General features: G+C 61.1%; 14 protein-coding genes and 3 pseudogenes. 4 read left to right on the top strand and 13 right to left on the bottom strand.

The window, feature by feature from the left end; all coding sequences use genetic code 11:
- The coding region (locus tag AWB69_RS43225; RefSeq protein ID WP_156529191.1) for an MFS transporter at nucleotides 1–377 on the bottom strand (377 nt) is incomplete at its 3' end.
- A 292-nt stretch (nucleotides 378–669) separates the two neighbouring features.
- Between AWB69_RS43225 and AWB69_RS43220 the strand changes: the two genes are divergently transcribed.
- The 3 genes from AWB69_RS43220 (at nucleotide 670) to AWB69_RS43205 (ending at nucleotide 3656) form a co-directional block, all read left to right on the top strand.
- Nucleotides 670–1212 (top strand): GNAT family N-acetyltransferase, encoded by a 543-nt coding sequence (locus AWB69_RS43220; protein WP_062092896.1) that lies wholly within the window; start codon nucleotides 670–672, stop codon nucleotides 1210–1212.
- 358 nt (nucleotides 1213–1570) lie between these two features.
- A complete protein-coding gene (locus AWB69_RS43210; RefSeq protein ID WP_062092894.1) occupies nucleotides 1571–2845 on the top strand; it encodes a hypothetical protein in 1275 nt (424 codons plus the stop codon).
- A 106-nt stretch (nucleotides 2846–2951) separates the two neighbouring features.
- Nucleotides 2952–3656, top strand: a complete 705-nt coding sequence (locus tag AWB69_RS43205; RefSeq protein WP_062092893.1) for a DUF2968 domain-containing protein — start codon at nucleotides 2952–2954, stop codon at nucleotides 3654–3656.
- Between the two features lie 127 nt (nucleotides 3657–3783).
- On the opposite strand, the gene AWB69_RS43200 is transcribed toward AWB69_RS43205, so the two are convergent.
- The 5 genes from AWB69_RS43200 to AWB69_RS43180 all read right to left on the bottom strand — a co-directional run bounded on the left by AWB69_RS43200 (nucleotide 3784) and on the right by AWB69_RS43180 (nucleotide 11268).
- The gene (locus AWB69_RS43200; RefSeq protein WP_062092892.1) at nucleotides 3784–5277 is read right to left on the bottom strand and encodes a gamma-glutamyl-gamma-aminobutyrate hydrolase family protein; all 1494 of its coding nucleotides are present in this window, start codon (nucleotides 5275–5277) and stop codon (nucleotides 3784–3786) included.
- 119 nt (nucleotides 5278–5396) lie between these two features.
- A complete protein-coding gene (locus AWB69_RS43195) occupies nucleotides 5397–7157 on the bottom strand; it encodes a cation:proton antiporter (protein WP_062092891.1) in 1761 nt (586 codons plus the stop codon).
- A gap of 214 nt (nucleotides 7158–7371) precedes the next feature.
- Entirely contained in the window at nucleotides 7372–7710 is a 339-nt protein-coding gene (locus AWB69_RS43190; protein WP_031361078.1) for a P-II family nitrogen regulator, read from the bottom strand.
- Nucleotides 7711–7873: 163 nt separating this feature from the next.
- A complete protein-coding gene (locus AWB69_RS43185; protein WP_062092898.1) occupies nucleotides 7874–9925 on the bottom strand; it encodes an NAD(+) synthase in 2052 nt (683 codons plus the stop codon).
- Between the two features lie 185 nt (nucleotides 9926–10110).
- Nucleotides 10111–11268, bottom strand: coding sequence for a GNAT family N-acetyltransferase (locus AWB69_RS43180; protein ID WP_062092897.1), 1158 nt, complete (start codon nucleotides 11266–11268; stop codon nucleotides 10111–10113).
- A 181-nt stretch (nucleotides 11269–11449) separates the two neighbouring features.
- Between AWB69_RS43180 and AWB69_RS43175 the strand changes: the two genes are divergently transcribed.
- Complete coding sequence (locus AWB69_RS43175) at nucleotides 11450–11770, top strand: GIY-YIG nuclease family protein (protein ID WP_062092890.1); 321 nt, start codon at nucleotides 11450–11452, stop codon at nucleotides 11768–11770.
- A gap of 129 nt (nucleotides 11771–11899) precedes the next feature.
- Here AWB69_RS43175 and AWB69_RS43170 read toward each other — a convergent pair whose 3' ends face one another.
- From AWB69_RS43170 to AWB69_RS43150, 7 genes and pseudogenes are all read right to left on the bottom strand, one after another.
- On the bottom strand, nucleotides 11900–12142 hold the full coding sequence (locus AWB69_RS43170) for a hypothetical protein (RefSeq protein WP_156529190.1): 243 nt from the start codon (nucleotides 12140–12142) through the stop codon (nucleotides 11900–11902).
- A 439-nt stretch (nucleotides 12143–12581) separates the two neighbouring features.
- Nucleotides 12582–12734, bottom strand: a pseudogene (locus AWB69_RS50110) (DNA adenine methylase); the annotation flags it as partial.
- A gap of 17 nt (nucleotides 12735–12751) precedes the next feature.
- Nucleotides 12752–13765, bottom strand: a complete 1014-nt coding sequence (locus AWB69_RS43165) for a relaxase/mobilization nuclease domain-containing protein (protein WP_062092888.1) — start codon at nucleotides 13763–13765, stop codon at nucleotides 12752–12754.
- Between the two features lies 1 nt (nucleotide 13766).
- Nucleotides 13767–14309 carry a hypothetical protein gene (locus tag AWB69_RS43160; protein WP_062092887.1) on the bottom strand — a complete coding sequence of 181 codons (543 nt, stop codon included), beginning with the start codon at nucleotides 14307–14309 and terminating at the stop codon, nucleotides 13767–13769.
- 8 nt (nucleotides 14310–14317) lie between these two features.
- The gene (locus tag AWB69_RS43155) at nucleotides 14318–15658 is read right to left on the bottom strand and encodes an LPD7 domain-containing protein (protein ID WP_156529189.1); all 1341 of its coding nucleotides are present in this window, start codon (nucleotides 15656–15658) and stop codon (nucleotides 14318–14320) included.
- Nucleotides 15659–15666: 8 nt separating this feature from the next.
- Nucleotides 15667–15849, bottom strand: a pseudogene (locus tag AWB69_RS46630) (type IV secretion system protein VirB10); the annotation flags it as partial.
- Between the two features lie 39 nt (nucleotides 15850–15888).
- Nucleotides 15889–16182, bottom strand: a pseudogene (locus AWB69_RS43150) (type II toxin-antitoxin system RelE/ParE family toxin); the annotation flags it as partial.

Here is a 16182-nt window from a genome sequence, read left to right as displayed (position 1 = left end):
AACCGCCCGAGCAACACGATGATCGGTGCGAGAACGCCAATAGTCGCGTAGCCCGGAATCACCGCAACCAGCAAGGTGCCGATGGCCATCATGGTCAGCGTGAGGATCAAGCCCTTGCGCCTTCCGTGATGATCGATGTACGCGCCAAGCACGATCGCACCGATCGGCCGCATCAGGAAACCGGCGCCGAACACGGACAACGCGAGCATCAGCGACGCAAATTCGTTACCGCTCGGAAAGTAGGTCTTGGCAATGGCCGAGGCGTAATAGCCATAGACCATGAAGTCGTACATTTCGAGGAAATTGCCGCTGACAACGCGGAACACGGACTTCACCTTCGACTCGTTCGCGGGCGTTGCATGTGACGGGCTGGACATGACTATCTCTAAAAACAGTGGCCGGATTCCGGCGGCTGTTGCGCCGCGGATCGACCCGATGTTGACGACGACCCGATAGCACTGCACCGGATGCCTGTGTAAGCTTCGCCGTGCTCAAACCGGCGAAAAATGCTCAAGATGATGCGAAAGCGCTCAGGATAACCGTGTATCCGGGTTAACCATGTATGCGCTAAAACCATGCACGAAGCCAATGTTACAGCGGGAAAGTGAAATCCGCCTACTCGGAACATCGCGTATGTGCGTGCAAAAGCACCTTAAAATTGCATTACATATGTCTATCTATCAGCCTACATTTCATGACCCGTCATGGCCCTTTACGCTGCGGCCAGCGACGTCTGCCGACGCGCAGCTCATCGCGGGCATGCACGCGCAAAGCTGGGCGTCGGCGTATCGCGGAATCCTGCCGGACGATTTTCTCGATCGCGAGATGTCGGCGGAACGCGAAGCGCATTGGCATTCGCGATTTGACGAACTGGCAGCGGGCGCGGGCGAAGTCCTTATCGCCATACAGGATGATCGGCCGATCGGTTTTGTCTGCCTCGTCGCTCCGGATGAAAACGGCAGCGTGCTCGTGGACAATCTGCACGCGCTGCCCGGTGCGAAAGGCAGCGGCTTGGGCACCGCAATGCTCACCGTCGCCGCGCAATGGGCGCGTGATCGAGGTGCAACCAGCATGCATTTGTCTGTGCTCGAGCCGAACGTTGCGGCCATCGGCTTCTACGAGTCTCGCGGATGGCAGCTGGCCGGGCGCGAAGACGACACAATGGGCGGCATTAATATCATCGCGCTGCGTTATGTCCTGCCGATCGGCTGACGACCCGGCGTTTCTTTTGCCTTCGCAGATTGGTCAGGGTAATCTCGTTCAACGCCTTCACGCGGGCTATAACAATACTTATTCGCGGAGCCATGCGTCGTCCGCTGAAACGTCCGTCGCATCGGTGTCGCATCAGCAAATTTTTTTCACTCCGAACGCCCATTAATCGACGAACTAAGAAGGTTCTGAGCGACGCCCAAGCTGGCGCTGGGTATGATCGTGGGCTGTTCTGTGGCGGGTCCGGGCAAGGTGAATTTTTCAACACCTTTGCGGCAACAACCGGGCGACGTCCACACGGCTGCCCCGCTTGTTCGTTCGTTGAGCAGTCCTGACGCCCGCTTTCGGAAATGAGAAAAAGATGAATGCTCCTCTGGTCGTTGTACAAGGCGATCTGCTTCTGCCGACGCTGTTCCCGCTTGCCAGTATGCCCAACGCCATTTATGGCGAAGAGTGGACGCTCACCAGCACGCGTCCCGCCTTGACCGAATATGAAATACCGTTTTACGCGGCTCGTTTCCTGACCGCGTATATCAGTGCACTTTCTCTTCGCAACGATCGCTTCCCCTACACGCCCGCCAGTCTCTGGGGCAAGTTCAAGCGCAGCGACGAAGTTAATCACGCCGGGCAAGGCGATGGCGTTCCCCCGATCCCCGTCAATGCGGCACCGCAAGCCGCCGAGCCGGCTCCCTTCGCGTTCGAGCCGTTCACCGCGCCCGACGACCGGCATGTGAATGCGCCGGCGGCTAATCACGATCATCGCAAACAGCTTGCCGGTGGCGCGATTGCGCTGGCGTGCGCCGCGTTTATTGCGTGGGCATTGTTCGGTACGAAAATCAGCCATCAGGATACCGAAACACAAAAGCCCAAGGTTGTGCTGAGCGCAACGCCAGTCATCAAGCCCGCACCCGATTCTGAAACGGCTCATGCATCCGGTGCATCAGACGCAACGGCGGCGGTTGCTTTGGCTTCGACGGAGACTACGAATGGTGCGGCGGCCAAGATTGCGGCTTCGGTGGAAGCTTCTGCTCCCCGGGAGGCCGCGGCCGCGATTGCCGCTTTGCCATTGGTGCAAAAACCTGTCGTTATCAATGGCGCCAGCCACTCGCCGGTGAACACAGGCTCGGCGACAGGTACAAGCACCATCACCATCGCCAGTAATGACCGGGCGGCGGCCGCATCTCGTACCGTGTCAGAGCATGCAACCAAACCACGGCCCGTTGCGCAAACACCTGAACGCCATGGCGCGAAAGCCAGGGCGAAAAGCAGGCATGAAGCGCATCGGTACGAGGTGGTTCATCGGCGTCATGGCCATGAGTACCAGGGTGAGCCGGTTTATCGCAGCACCGGGCATGAAGCCCCGCTCGCGTCGCCGGGGCGTCGTACGCTCACGCGTAATGACACGCGGGCAAACACGGCAAGCGCATCGCTTAGCGTCACCGATATGTACAACATGCTCGCGCACTCCGCCGTGCTGGATGACAACAGCGGTGCGCCTCGCCAGCCAGTTCGCGTAGCGCCCAGAGAAGCGGCGGCCTTGCCGTCATCACACTCAAGCGCCAGCGAAACACCCGGCTGGAATTCCAGCCTGAACCAAAGCCGCGTCACTGACACGCCCTCGCAATTTTCCAAGTGAACGGCAGCCCTGATGGCTGCATCGTGCAGCGCGTGTTCTACCCGCACGCGGCACGATGCATCGTTAGCCGGTAGCCGACACTTACTTAATCCTGAAGCCTCGCCCTATGAAGTCCCTTTCCCTCTCCACCCTTCGAAACGCGCTGCTCGTTGCTGTGATCGCACTTGGCTCATCCATCGCGACGGCTTATCAGCCAGTTGGCACACTGCTCTCGGCAACGGGTCTCGCCGACCCCATCCGGCAACCGGCCGCTAACAGGTCCATGGATGATTTTCAGGACGGCTCCGATGCTGCGTCGAACGCTCAGACGCCGGGCAATGTGTCGGAGTTGAAGCAGATGGTCCAGGCCCACAAGCTGACTGAGTTGCGGGTCACGTACAACGGCAACTATGGCGCGGCGCTGTTTTTCTATCCGCAAGACATGGTGTATTACGTCGCACTGTTCCAGGACAAGAATTTCTGGCGCGTAGTGAAATCGCAGGACGACGCGCGCGCCGAAACGATGTACGCGCAGTTCGCCCGCAAGAGCTACGCGCTCGCCGAAGGCGAGATCAAACGCACACAGTTGCAGGCGCAGAGGGCGCTGCTTGAGCGCGTCATTGCGGTATCGAATGATCGGGCACAGCGCCTGACCGCCGATCTTTCGATTGCGCGCGCGCAGGAAAGCGAGGTATCACAACGTCAGCAGCCGATGCAGGTGGAATCGGCGGCATTGCTGAACGAGAAGTCCGTCGCCGAGCGCAAGTTGCTCATGTTGCAGCGGCAGGTTCAACAACTCCAGGATCAAAGCGAAGCCAGACTCGTACAGTAACGCTCGCGCCTGATCTGGCGATGGGTCCGGATGGCAACGCAGCGAAAAAAAGGCCGTTCCAATTTTCACGTTGGAACGGCCTTTAGTCTTTCAGTGGTTCATCACGCGGTGTTCAAACCACGTACTCCTAGAAACGCGTTTCGCGTGCCACGCGCAGGAAGGTATCGAGTAAAGGTGTGCAATCGAGCAACTCGTCGCCGCCCGCACGATGGAATTCCGGGTGCCATTGCACGCCCATCACGAACGGCGCGCGCCGATAACGCACCGCTTCAATAATGCCGTCGTGCGCCGACACCGCCTCGATGTTCAGGTCCCGGCCAATCGTCTTCACCGCCTGATGGTGGATCGAGTTGACGAGCGCTTCGCGGTGGCCCGGAAACATGTTGACGAGCGTTGATCCATCGGGAAAACGAATCGGGTGGCGATGCTGATCGTATTGGTCGTTCACATGCTCGCCGGCCGTGGGGACATCGGTTGCAATGTCCTGATAGAGCGTCCCGCCGAACGCCACGTTGATCAACTGGCAACCGCGGCACACGCCAAGCACCGGCTTGCCCGCCTCGATGAATTCATGCAACAACTCGAGCTCGTACATGTCCCGTACACGGTCGCCGGGCCATTCGTGGCGCGTGGCCGCTTCCGTATAGGATTGCGGCGAGACGTCAGCGCCACCTTGCAGCAGCAGGCCATCGAGCTGCTTCGCATAATCGCGCAGGCGGATATTGCTCGGATGCAGCATGCCCTGATGACCGACCGTCGGAATCATGAACACGAGCACGTCGCGCGACATCACCCAATGCGCAATCGATTCCTCCAGGTACTGCAGCGTCTTGCCGCGCAGCCCTTTCGCACCCGGTTCAGGATGAAAAATTCGCGCCGACACGCCAATTCTCAATGTCCGCTGCGTGATCCTCTGACCCGCACGGTCGAAGATCTGACGCGCACGCGCCTTGATCACCCGGCCGAATACCGACCACGCGGAATCGCTCTGGCGCAGGTAAGCGGGCGGCGCCTTCGTATCCGGCGAGTCGGGCGGGATGGGCGGCGGACGGAATGTGCCAAAGTCCGGCGCGGTCGTAAACTCCGGCGGCAAACTGGCAGCCGGCTTCGGCGCGACACTTTCCGTTGCGCTTTCTGTTGTGCTTTCTGTCGCGCTCGTGGCTTCAGCGGCTTGCGCCTCAGTGGCGTTCTCGACCTCCGCCGCGAGACTGGCTTGCGCCTGCGTCGCAGTCTCGACCTGCGCCGCGAGGCTCGCCTTTGCATCGAGCGTTTTGTTCGCAGCGGATGCCGACGGCGCGGTTGCACGCGCCGCCGCTTCCTGCTGCGACGTCGCCATGGCCGCCGATGCGCGGGCTTCAGCGGCATTGTCGCGTTGCGCTTTGGCGGTATTGACAGGTTCTACCGTCGACGGGCTCGCAGGCGCGTCCGTGGATACCTGTTCAGCCGCGGTGGCCTTCGCGCTCGCTTGCGCAGCGGCAGCGGGGATATCAGAACTCTTTGGGGATGACGCGGGCGGGACTGCCGGCGTATGACTCGCCGGAATGGAACCCGCGGGAGAATCAGTGCCGGGCGTGCCCGGCGTCAGTGACTCGTTCGACTCGTTTGACTTGTTTTCGCTCATTCCGATATAGGCGCCAGGCGCTGTGAGAATGGTCAGAGTTTAATTATCCGCCTCTGGTCCGGGGGCGGCAAACCATCAAACAATTGCTCACATTATCGGGGAAAACAAAGGTTTCATGCTCAAGGATGATCTCTCGGCTCTTCGAATGTTTCTCGCAAAGCGATCTGCATCGTTGCATGGATTTTGACGCACCAGCGCCACAATACCGTGAGCAATAACGCCGCGCAGACGAGTACCGCGATCATCAAGCCGAACGGCGGCAAGATGCCGCCCGAGAGCACCGTCACCAGCAGGAAAACGCCGAACATCGCGAGAATCGGGATCAGCCCGGAAATGGCGGATCGCAATGCGCGCGTGAAACGTCCCGCCTTCGCGGGCTGCACGCTCACTTCCGCGAGCATCAGTGCGAGCGACCCCAGTTTGCGATACACCGCAACCAGGAACGGCATGGATACCAGCAACGCCATGCTCCAGAGCGCAACGCGCTGGGCATCGTTGGTGGGCAGCCAACGCGCCAGATATTCGGTGGCAAACGGCGCCGTGTAGGACGCAGCAAGGAAGATGGCGGCCACCAGCGCAAGATTCACCGCGATCTGCACCACGATCCGCCGCGTCATGCTGAACAACGTCGGGCCGCCGGTGTCAGGCGAAAGGCTCGCGAGCCATTGCGAATACAGGCCGAAGGTGTTCGCGACAGGAACAGGCATTGAGCGGGCGATGCGGCGCGTGATCGGATCGGCGGCCTTGATCAGGTACGGCGTGAACAGCGTGGTCAACGCGGAAACCGCGACGGCGATCGGGTACAGGAAGCTGCTGGTCACTTTCAGCGACAATCCCAGCGAAGCGATGATGAACGAGAACTCGCCGATCTGCGCGACGCTCATACCAACCCGCATTGACGTGCGCCCGTCCCTGCCCGCGAGGAAAGTGCCGAGCCCGCACGACACGATCTTGCCGGCCACGACCGCGACCGTGATCACCGCAATCGGCCACCAGTAATCCACCAGCACCGCCGGGTTCAGCATCAGGCCGATGGTCACGAAAAAGATCGCGGAGAACATGTCGCGCACCGGTGCGATCAAGTGCTCGATGCGCTGCAGGTTGCGCGATTCGGCCATGATCGCGCCAATCAGGAACGCACCCAGCGCGATGCTGTAGTCGAGCTTCACGACCAGCAGGCAGAAGCCGAAACAAAAGCCGAGTACGGTGACGAGCAGCATTTCGTCGCTTTTGGCCTTTGCCACATAGTCGAGCGCGCGCGGCACGATCAGGATGCCGACCACCATCGACACGGTCATGAACAGCAGCAACTTGCCCAGCGTGATAAACGCCACACCCGCCGAGACGGAGCCCGTCTGCGCAATACCCGAGAGCAGCACGAGCATGGCGATGGCCAGGATGTCCTCTACGATCAAAATGCCGAAGATCAGTTGCGCGAACGGCTCGCCCTTCATGCCGAGTTCGGAAAGCGCCTTGACGATGATCGTTGTCGACGAAATGGCGAGCATGGCGCCGAGGAACAGCGAGTCCATTGCGTTCCAGCCGAACCACTGCCCGATTTCATAGCCGATCCAGATCATCAGCACGATCTCTGACGCCGCGGCGACAAACGCTGTCGCGCCGACCTTGACCAGCTTCTTCAGGCTAAATTCGAGCCCGAGGGAAAACATCAGGAATACCACGCCGAGCTCGCCGAGCGTCTGGATGGTGGCTTCGTCGTGGATAAGCTGGAACGGCGGTGTGTACGGCCCGATAATCACGCCCGCCGCTATGTACCCCAGCACGACCGGCTGCTTCAGACGGTGAAACAACACCGTGACGATGCCCGCAATCGCCATGATTACCGCTAGATCCTGAATGAAGCCGATCGCGTGATGCATCCACAAATCCTTACAAAAAGCACACAGGGATGCTGATAGTACCGCAATGGTTTTTTACATTGGTGACGGAAACGGTCAGACGAGGGGGCAAAGCGGGAGACGCCACCAGACAGCGCTGGTCACGGTAAAACACGCGGTCGCCAAGGAACCGCGAAAACCACCTACCGGCCTGACACGGGATCAGGCCGGCTTCGGACAAACGGGCTTAACGGGCTTAGACAGCCGCTTCGTCTTCTTCGCCCGTGCGAATGCGGATGACACGCTCGACGTCGGTCACGAAGATCTTGCCGTCACCGATCTTGCCGGTGCGAGCCGCACCGATGATGGCGTCAATAACCTGATCCGTCTGTGAGTCGGCCACGACCACTTCGATCTTCACCTTCGGCAGGAAGTCGACCACGTATTCCGCGCCACGATACAGCTCCGTGTGGCCCTTCTGCCGCCCGAAGCCCTTGACTTCGGTTACGGTCAGACCGGTGAGCCCTGCGCCGGCGAGTGCTTCACGGACTTCGTCGAGCTTGAACGGTTTGATGACTGCGGTGATGCGTTTCATGGCGCGCCTCTTCGGAAATTGTGCGGATAAGCAAGAAAACGGATTTAGGAATCGATAGTTTGATTCTAGCTGCGTTTTCACAGTTAACCGCAGAGAACTCGCGCCATAGCATCGGGATCACGCCGTTATCGGCGCATTTACGCGCAGATATGGTGCAAACCCCTCATTCCGCCGGAATATTCTTCAAATCGTTCATCCAGACGACTGATTCCGAATCGCTCGGCGCGCGCCAGTCGCCGCGCGGCGACAACGAACCGCCGGACCCGACTTTCGGCGCATTCGGCACGCAGGACCGCTTGAATTGGCTGGTCCGGAAAAACCGGTCGAGGAAAATCCCCAGGTTGTGCTTGATGGCCGGCAACGCGTATTCGTTTCGCGCGACATGCGCGCCTTCCGGCCAGTCGCCCGCGTCACGGTCTTTCCAGGCGGTGTACGCCAGGAACGCCACTTTCGACGGTGCAAACCCAAAACGCAGCGTGTAGTACAGGTTGAAATCCTGCAGCTCGTACGGTCCGATGACGCTTTCGGTTTTTTGCTCCGGATTGCCGTTCGATTTGCCGGGAACGAGTTCCGGGCTGATGTCCGTATTCAGGATGTTGATAAGAACATCCGAACCCGAATTGCCGATCTGCCCGGTTTCCGCGACCCACCGGACCAGGTGCGTGATCAGCGTCTTCGGGACGCTGGCGTTGACGTTGTAGTGCGACATGTGGTCGCCCACGCCGTACGTGCACCAGCCAAGCGCCAGTTCGCTCAGGTCGCCGGTACCGATCACGATTGCACCCTTGAAGTTCGCGAGCCGGAACAGATGATTCGTGCGCTCGCCGGCCTGCACGTTCTCGAACGTGATGTCGTATTCCTCCTTGCCCGACGCATACGGGTGGCCGAGGTCTTTCAGCATCTGCTCGCAGCTTGGCCGGATGTCGATCTCGCTCGCTGAACAGCCGACAATCTCCATCAGTTGGCGCGCCTGCAGGAGCGTCCGGTCGCTGGTGGCGAAACCGGGCATGGTGACGCCGAGAATATTCGTGCGCGGCAGCTTCAGCCGGTCCATGGCCTTCGCGCAGACAAGCAGCGCATGGGTTGAATCCAGGCCGCCCGAAATGCCGATCACGACCTTCGATATGCCGCTGGCCGAGAGCCGTTGCACCAGCGCCTGCACCTGGATGTTGTAGACCTCGTTGCAACGTTCGTCGCGGAGCTTTGGATCGGACGGAACGTAAGGGAAACGCTCCACGACGCGGTCCAGCGGCAATGCGCGGTTGATCGGCAGATCGAGATTGAAGCGCACCGTTTCGAACTTCGATACCTCGTCGCCATGTCGGCGCACCGACTGCCCGAACGTGGTCTGGTGCATGCGCTCACGCGAGAGCCGCTCGAGATCGACGTCGGCGAAAACGAGATGCGACGTGTCCAGGAAGCGCTCTGATTCCGCGAGCAGTTCGCCGTTTTCGTAGATCACCGCTTGCCCGTCCCACGCCAGGTCCGTAGTCGACTCGCCTCTTCCCGCCGATGTGTACAAATACGCCGAAAGGCACCGGGCGGACTGCTGGCCGACCAGTTGATGCCGGTACCTCGACTTCCCGACCACCACGTTCGACGCCGACAGGTTCACCAGCACGGTCGCGCCTGCGAGCGCCGCGAACGACGAAGGTGGCACCGGCACCCACACGTCCTCGCAAATTTCCACGTGGAAGCGGAACAGCGGCATGTTGGCAATTTCAAACAGCAGTGAGGATCCGAACGGCACTTCAGCGCCCAGCAAAGTGACCCGGTCAGTCGATGCGTTCTCTGCCGCGCTGAACTGGCGTGCTTCGTAGAACTCGCCGTAGTTCGGCAGATAGCTTTTCGGCACGACGCCCTGGACCTGCCCGCCCGCGACGACCACCGCGCAGTTGAAGAGCGTATGGTCGACGCGCAGCGGCATGCCCACGATCATCGCGATGGAGAGGTTCTTCGACGCCGCCACGACGGACGCCAGTGCCTCTTCGCAGGCATCGAGCAAGGCCCGCTGGTGGAACAGGTCGTCGCAGGTATAGGCCGGCAGCCCAAGCTCCGGGAACGCGACCAGCACCGCGCCGTTCGCCGCCGCCTGCTTCGCCAGGTCGATGGTTTCGGCTGCATTGAACGCCGGATCGGCTACACGGCAACGGGGCACGCCTACCGCCACGCGAGCAAAATCGTGGCTGTAGAGATTGAAGAATCGGTTTTTCATCTTGAGCTTGTCCATACGATGCCCCTCATTCGGGGATCCTGTTCCGGCGCATAACGAGTTAAGGGTTATCGCTGTGAAAGCGAAAGCATTTCGACATGATGATAAGTCGAGTTGCAGTTTCCGGGCGTCTATTGGATCAAGCGTTAGCCATCCGGTCAGGTTTCGGGTCTGCCAAACGCCCGGCCCTATGCCTTCTTCCTGAAGGGCGTATGCGCTTCCAGCTCCTGGATATGCTGGTCCATCGCCGCCGTTTCTTCATCGAGGAACTCACTGATTGCGTGCGCGAACCGCGGGTCCGCCACCCAATGCGCGGACCACGTGGGCGTGGGCAACATGCCGCGCGACATCTTGTGCACACCCTGCGCGCCGCCTTCGAAACGAGCCAGCCCGTTCTCGATGCAGTATTGGATTCCCTGCATGTAGCAGGTTTCGAAATGCAGGCCCGAGATGAATTCCTTGGTTCCCCAGTAGCGGCCGAACATCACGTCGCCACCAATCATGTTCAGCGCGCACGCAAGGCGCTGGCCGTCCGCTTCGGCGATCACGAGCAAGACGCTGTCAGGCGCGGCCGCGTGGATCCGGCCGAAGAATTCACGCGACAGATAAGGCGGGTTCCAGTGCTCGCGATAGGTATTTTCATAACACGCGTAGAAGAAATCGAGCGCTTCCTCGTCTATTTCCGCGCCGCGCAACCACGTGTAGGTGACGCCGGCATCGACCACGCGTCGACGATCCTGCTTCACCTTCTTGCGCTTGTCGTGGCTCATGGTCGCGAGGAATGCGTCGAAGCTGTCGTAACCGCCGGGGGTGCCGGGTGCAGCGGGTGCGTTCTCCCAGTGAAACTGCACGCCTTCGCGCAGCATGTAGCCGGCTTCGGTCAACGCTTCGAGATCCTGTTCTTGCGGAAACAGCACGTGTAGCGACGAGAGCTCCAGTTGCTTGGTCAACTCGATCGCGCCGCGGGCGAGCATCACACGCTCTTCGTGCGTGGCGGCGATCAGGCGCGGCCCGGTCACCGGTGAAAACGGTACCGCCGATAACCCCTTCGGATAGTACTTAAGGCCATTTCGCTCGAAGGCGTCGGCCCAGGCGTGATCGAAGACGTACTCGCCGCGAGAGTGCTTCTTGAGGTACAGCGGCATGGCGCCGGTTAGCTTGCCGTCACGCTTGAGCAGCAGGAAATGCGGACGCCAGCCGGTGTGGGCGACCGCGCAGCCCGTGTCCTGCAACGCCGACAGGAATTCGTACCGGACGAATGGATTGTCGCCGGCGAGACGGTTCCATTCCTCCGGGGTCACGGAATCGAGCGAATCGACCACATGTATTTCGACCTTGCGGTTCAACAGGCTTACCTCCCTTCGGGCTTGTTCGGGCTGACTGCAGGGCGCTTGGTGCAGCGCGGAACAGTTATTCTCGCCGAAGTCGCAGGATTTTGTTCGGAAGGGGTTCGTGGCCAGTGCTTGAGGGATAATGCGCGGCATCCGTTTCTTATCCTGTATCTCACCCTTTTCCCAAGCTTTCTCCATGCCCTGGTTCCTGTACCTCATCGAATGCGCCGACGGCAGTCTCTATACCGGGATTGCCACCGATGTTGATGCGCGGTTCGCGAAGCATGTCAGTGGCGAAGGCGCACGGTATACGCGCTCGCATAAGCCGGTCGAGGTGCGCGCTTCGTTTGAGCTGAGTGGCCGGGCAGAAGCGTCGCGTGCCGAGTACTGGGTGAAGCGATTACCAGCGGCGCGGAAATGGAAGTTGGTACGGGGAGATCTGGAATTGGCAGCAGTAATGCCGGCCGTGGAAGTGGAAGTGGAAGCCGACTCCAGCACTCACGCCGAAGCGCGATAAGCGATGCACCCCGGGCGCTCAGCACGCTGCGAGTAACAAGCGGCAGCATTCAGACCGCTGACTCACGATCAACACAATCAGCTGCTGCGCCAACAATCGAAACCCGTTGGCAGAACCGTCTTTCTGCTTTTAAAGTGGAGTCATCGTCAAAATGCCACCGCCGACTACCAAAGCAGAACTTCCCCGTAATTTCCCGCTGTCGCCGCGTGCAAATGAGGTGCGTCCGAACTCTGAACTGGCCATGCCAATTTTTGCCCAGTTCAGTCCACCGTCCTTTGTGTCGTAGACGTCACCGAACATCTCGAGTGCGAATCCGTACGCCGGGGTGATGAAAAGAAGATCCGTGATACGCGTGGTATCCGGAATCGTCAATGCACTCCATGTCACAGCGCCGTCGATGCTCGTCAGCACAGGGCCGGAAGTTCTGTTCCAGATCGGAGCCGACGCATATCCGGTTTTAGCATCGACGAAAACAGACTGCGTCCGAACGCAACTCGTCAAAAAACGGACTGGTGCCCAAATGCCACTCTGGATCCGGTATCTGAGCGGATGTCCACGTTATTCCACCGTCGGTCGTCCTCGCAATCTGCATCTTCGAAACGAGGTCGGTGCCCAAAATCCACCCATTGCGCGCATCAATTGCATGCGTCGGGCGTCCATCAGGGTATCCGCTTGGAAACTGCATGTTTTACCGCCGTCGATCGTGTTCACCACAATCCCAGCGGCACTAACAATCCATCCGTTTTGCCCAACAAATTGAACTGCTCGGATGTATCGCCCTTCGAGGGGTACACTCAAACTGACGTTTTCCCAAGACTTCGAGCTCAGTTGGTGGCCGCAAGAAGAGCACCGCTGCACCCGCGAAGACCTCAACGTAGCAGCTGTGCGCGCAGAAAAATCGCGGAATCAGGACATCGGCGAGACGTCGCTTGCCACCAACCCATGGAACAATTGGTATCGCCATGGTCATCACCTCGCGTATCAGCGGCACACTTCCGGACCACCAGCGTTTGGCTGACTGCCACGATCCGGCAGGGGCCGGTCTGACCGCTCGCGTCGAGCCGGCGCCATGGGCGCCACCAACGGCCCATCCTGCTGCACCGGCATGTTCCGTACGAAGTCGACAATCTCCACGGCCAAGCGCCGGTCATCTGCCTCCCGTGACGCGGCCATCGCCAGCGCCATCTCGCGCCACGCCGCGAACACACCGTAATGTGCCTCCCAGCCCGCGCGCCGCTGCGTGTCCGTCGCCATCGCGCGCCAGTACCGCGGCGTTTCTCCGCGGTCCAGCATGTACACGACGGCCTGCTTCGGATAACGGCGCGCCGCCCCGCGCGTGCGCCGTGACGTTGCATTCGCCTCGACACCGTGTGCCTGGAGCTGCTGCGCAAACCGCTCCCGCCAGCGCTGCAGGTCACGCTTTTCCGGATTGAGCCGTCGCCCATCCAGGCCCCTCACCTGCACGCACAGATGCACATGCGGATGCGCCTCGTCGTCATGCGCGGCGAAGACGTAGTCGCGACCATCGCCGAATTCGAGCGCCGCAAAATCGCGCGCCGCATCACGTACCGCCCGACGGTCCGTACCCGGCGGCATCGACAGCAGGATGTTGAACACCTCGCGACGCGTGCTGGTCTCCGGTACGCCCCAGCCGCCGAACTGCCACGCATCGGCCAGATCGTGCAGAGCGGCTGCGCCCGCAATGGTCTGCCCGTCCTGGTCCTCGAGTTCGACCTTGCCGTTGCGGGAGATGTAGCGCAGATGCCGGCGCACCGCACCCATGCCCTGCGCACTGGCTGCCCTGTTGGTGATTTTCACCATCACCTCGGGCGTATGTTTCAGCGTGCGCGCCAGCTGCTCGCGTACCCGTGCCACCTGGCTCCCGATCTGGACACGCGAGAGCCGCGGCGCCCCGACGTGCCGCAACGGATCGTGGAACAGCCGGTCGCCCCAGTTCAGGAGCATCGTGTCGATGTAAATCTTCGGAAAAGGCATGCTAGCGACTCCAGCGATCAATGTTCGCGCGAAGCAGATCCGACACCGCGCGCAGATGGGTATCGATCTGCGCCTTCAGCTCCACGAGCAGGCGAGCGTTACCCGCAACGGCAGCCGTCCCATCCCGGTCGACTTCGCGAATCACCGGTCCCAGTGAGCGGCTAATCTTCGCGAGCGCGTGGTTCGAGGCGGCGAGCAGCGCCATCTCCTGCTCGCCAAACTGGGGGACATGCGTCAACTGCGCGCGGATCAGCGCAACGACCCAGCGATTCGCGGTGAACCCGCATGTCGTTGCCTGCCGCCTGACCGCGTGCAATTCGGATGCGGTCAGGCGGATCCCGAGGCGTTCGCGATGCTCGCCAACGGGGGGCGAGCGCATGACGTCGGTGCAGCCGGCCCGACACTCCGGCTCATCTGCAGCAACTGCATCGAGGATCAGTTGCCGTACACCTTCGGCTGGCGTGACATCATGCAGGGCGCACCAGTCATCCCAGCGCGGCTTTACCTCGCCGAGTTCAATGGACAGACGTGCACGGGCGTTCACGGATGCTCCTACAGCGACGGCTGCTCAGGCCCGGACGGCGTACGCTCGACCTCACGCTCGGCCGACCGCCCAGGCGCCGGTCGCGTTGCGCGCAAACGCGTAGACGGTGCCTTCGGATCAAACACCCTCGGTATGGGTACACGTACGCCCTCGGCGCGAAACGTGTCGTAGAGCTTCCCGGCGTGCGGTTCCACCCGCCCGATTGACCGATCACTAAACCCCTGTGCACGCATGGCCGCGACGATGACCGCCATCTGCATTGCCCGCTGACTATCGACAGCATCCCCGGAACGGCCCGGATGCGGCGTTCGAGAAACCGCAGGGCTACCGCCTCCCGCATCGGCAGGCGATTCGCGCCCGGAATCACGCCCGGAATCACGCCCCGACCCGCGCCCCGACTGACGCTCCGACTCGGCCCCGGACTCGCTCCCTGACACCCCGCGCGAGGAAAGTGACGCCGCACGCACCTGTGCCTCGACGTCGACCTGCCAGGTATTGCGGTACACCTCCTTGTCCTCGTACCCGATAATCTGTCCGGTTGCCTCAACCACGGGAACGTCGATGCTCACCCAGCGTTTGTCAAAGTTCTGCAGCGTAACGCGCTCACCGGGCGTCGCCCCCGACTCGGCGACGGCCCGCTCCAGGTCCACGCCCCATACGGCGTGGTACGCCCCTGCCCCGTCCCGATAGACCACATAGTACGAATCGCTGCGCGCCGGATTGTGCTGGTAAGGTGCGCTGCCATACTCGACCAGCTCGCCCGTATAGCGATGGACATTGGGCTCGTCCTGGCCGCTCGTTTTCCGCTCCATCTCGCGCCCTGTCTCATGGCCCGTATCATTCCTCGTATCGTTTCCGGCTGTGCGACGGGCCGCCGGGGTGGCCGTAGCTTCGCGCGCGTCGCCAGGTGCCGCCTCGGCCGTGGCACCGGTCTGAATATGAGACCTGGCTGTACGCGAAGCCGGTGCGGCATCCGCCGCTGGTGCGACGGACACCGGACCGGCAGCAGGAGCCGGTGGACGCGTGCCATTCGTACGCGGGAAAATCTCCCCGGCATACGCGACACGGCTGTTCATGAGTTCGCGCCGACTCTCGCCAAGCCGTGCGAGATCGGCCGCCTTCGGCTGGTAACCACTCACCTGAAGACCGAGCAGCGTCGCCTGCAGCCAGACTTCACGCCGGAACGTCTCGTGTCCAGACACGAGGATCCGCTCCCACGATTTCGCCTTGACCATGTCCACCATCGACTCGACCACGTCGGGCCGGTTGTGCTGGCTCACCAGGTACGGCCCGAGATCCTCGAATGCCATCTGACACGGCGCATGCTTCAGGAAATACTGGTTGCCCACCCGCAGATATCCGAATACACGTTCCGGGTGACCGTGCAAGTGGAGATGCCGGCTTCCGTCGAATCGAAGGCGGTATCACCCACACAGTCGATCTTCGCGCCCTGGGCCAGAATCAGGCTGCGATTGCCGAGGAGTCCCGCCGTGACCCGGGGTGTCAACGTGGGCGTCAGCGCCTGGCCAAGCGGACTGCCGGCCTGCCCACGCTCAGCAGTGGGTGTACTCACGATGTCCTATTCTGTTTCCGGCGCATACCCCAACTCTCGCTGGTGGCGAATGGACAGCAACAACACACGCGTGTCCGAGTGCGCGTACAAAATCAGATAGGAGCGCATGATGTATTCCCGCAGTTCAGGCAGGTTTGCTTCACTGGCCAGCCGCAGCACGCGTTCCAACCGGCTCTGACCCTCGACCGAATTCGCGGCAAGTACGCCTGCTGGACGGCCAATTTTCGGATGGATTGCCACGAGATCGCCGAACCGGTAGATCTCGCTCATCAAGTCCTCCATCCTGCCTGCTGCTGAACT

This window comes from Caballeronia udeis (assembly GCF_001544555.2).
GTDB classification, from domain to species: Bacteria; Pseudomonadota; Gammaproteobacteria; order Burkholderiales; family Burkholderiaceae; genus Caballeronia; species Caballeronia udeis.
This window is presented reverse-complemented; position numbering and strand designations above follow the sequence as displayed.

What these genes read in the sequence shown, in the direction of transcription:
- AWB69_RS43220 (WP_062092896.1), top strand. Translation starts at nt 670, where the DNA reads ATGTCTATCTATCAGCCTACATTTCATGACCCGTCATGGCCCTTTACG.
- AWB69_RS43210 (WP_062092894.1), top strand. Translation starts at nt 1,571, where the DNA reads ATGAATGCTCCTCTGGTCGTTGTACAAGGCGATCTGCTTCTGCCGACG.
- AWB69_RS43205 (WP_062092893.1), top strand. Translation starts at nt 2,952, where the DNA reads ATGAAGTCCCTTTCCCTCTCCACCCTTCGAAACGCGCTGCTCGTTGCT.
- AWB69_RS43200 (WP_062092892.1), bottom strand. Translation starts at nt 5,277, where the DNA reads ATGAGCGAAAACAAGTCAAACGAGTCGAACGAGTCACTGACGCCGGGC.
- AWB69_RS43195 (WP_062092891.1), bottom strand. Translation starts at nt 7,157, where the DNA reads ATGCATCACGCGATCGGCTTCATTCAGGATCTAGCGGTAATCATGGCG.
- AWB69_RS43190 (WP_031361078.1), bottom strand. Translation starts at nt 7,710, where the DNA reads ATGAAACGCATCACCGCAGTCATCAAACCGTTCAAGCTCGACGAAGTC.
- AWB69_RS43185 (WP_062092898.1), bottom strand. Translation starts at nt 9,925, where the DNA reads ATGAAAAACCGATTCTTCAATCTCTACAGCCACGATTTTGCTCGCGTG.
- AWB69_RS43175 (WP_062092890.1), top strand. Translation starts at nt 11,450, where the DNA reads ATGCCCTGGTTCCTGTACCTCATCGAATGCGCCGACGGCAGTCTCTAT.
- AWB69_RS43165 (WP_062092888.1), bottom strand. Translation starts at nt 13,765, where the DNA reads ATGCCTTTTCCGAAGATTTACATCGACACGATGCTCCTGAACTGGGGC.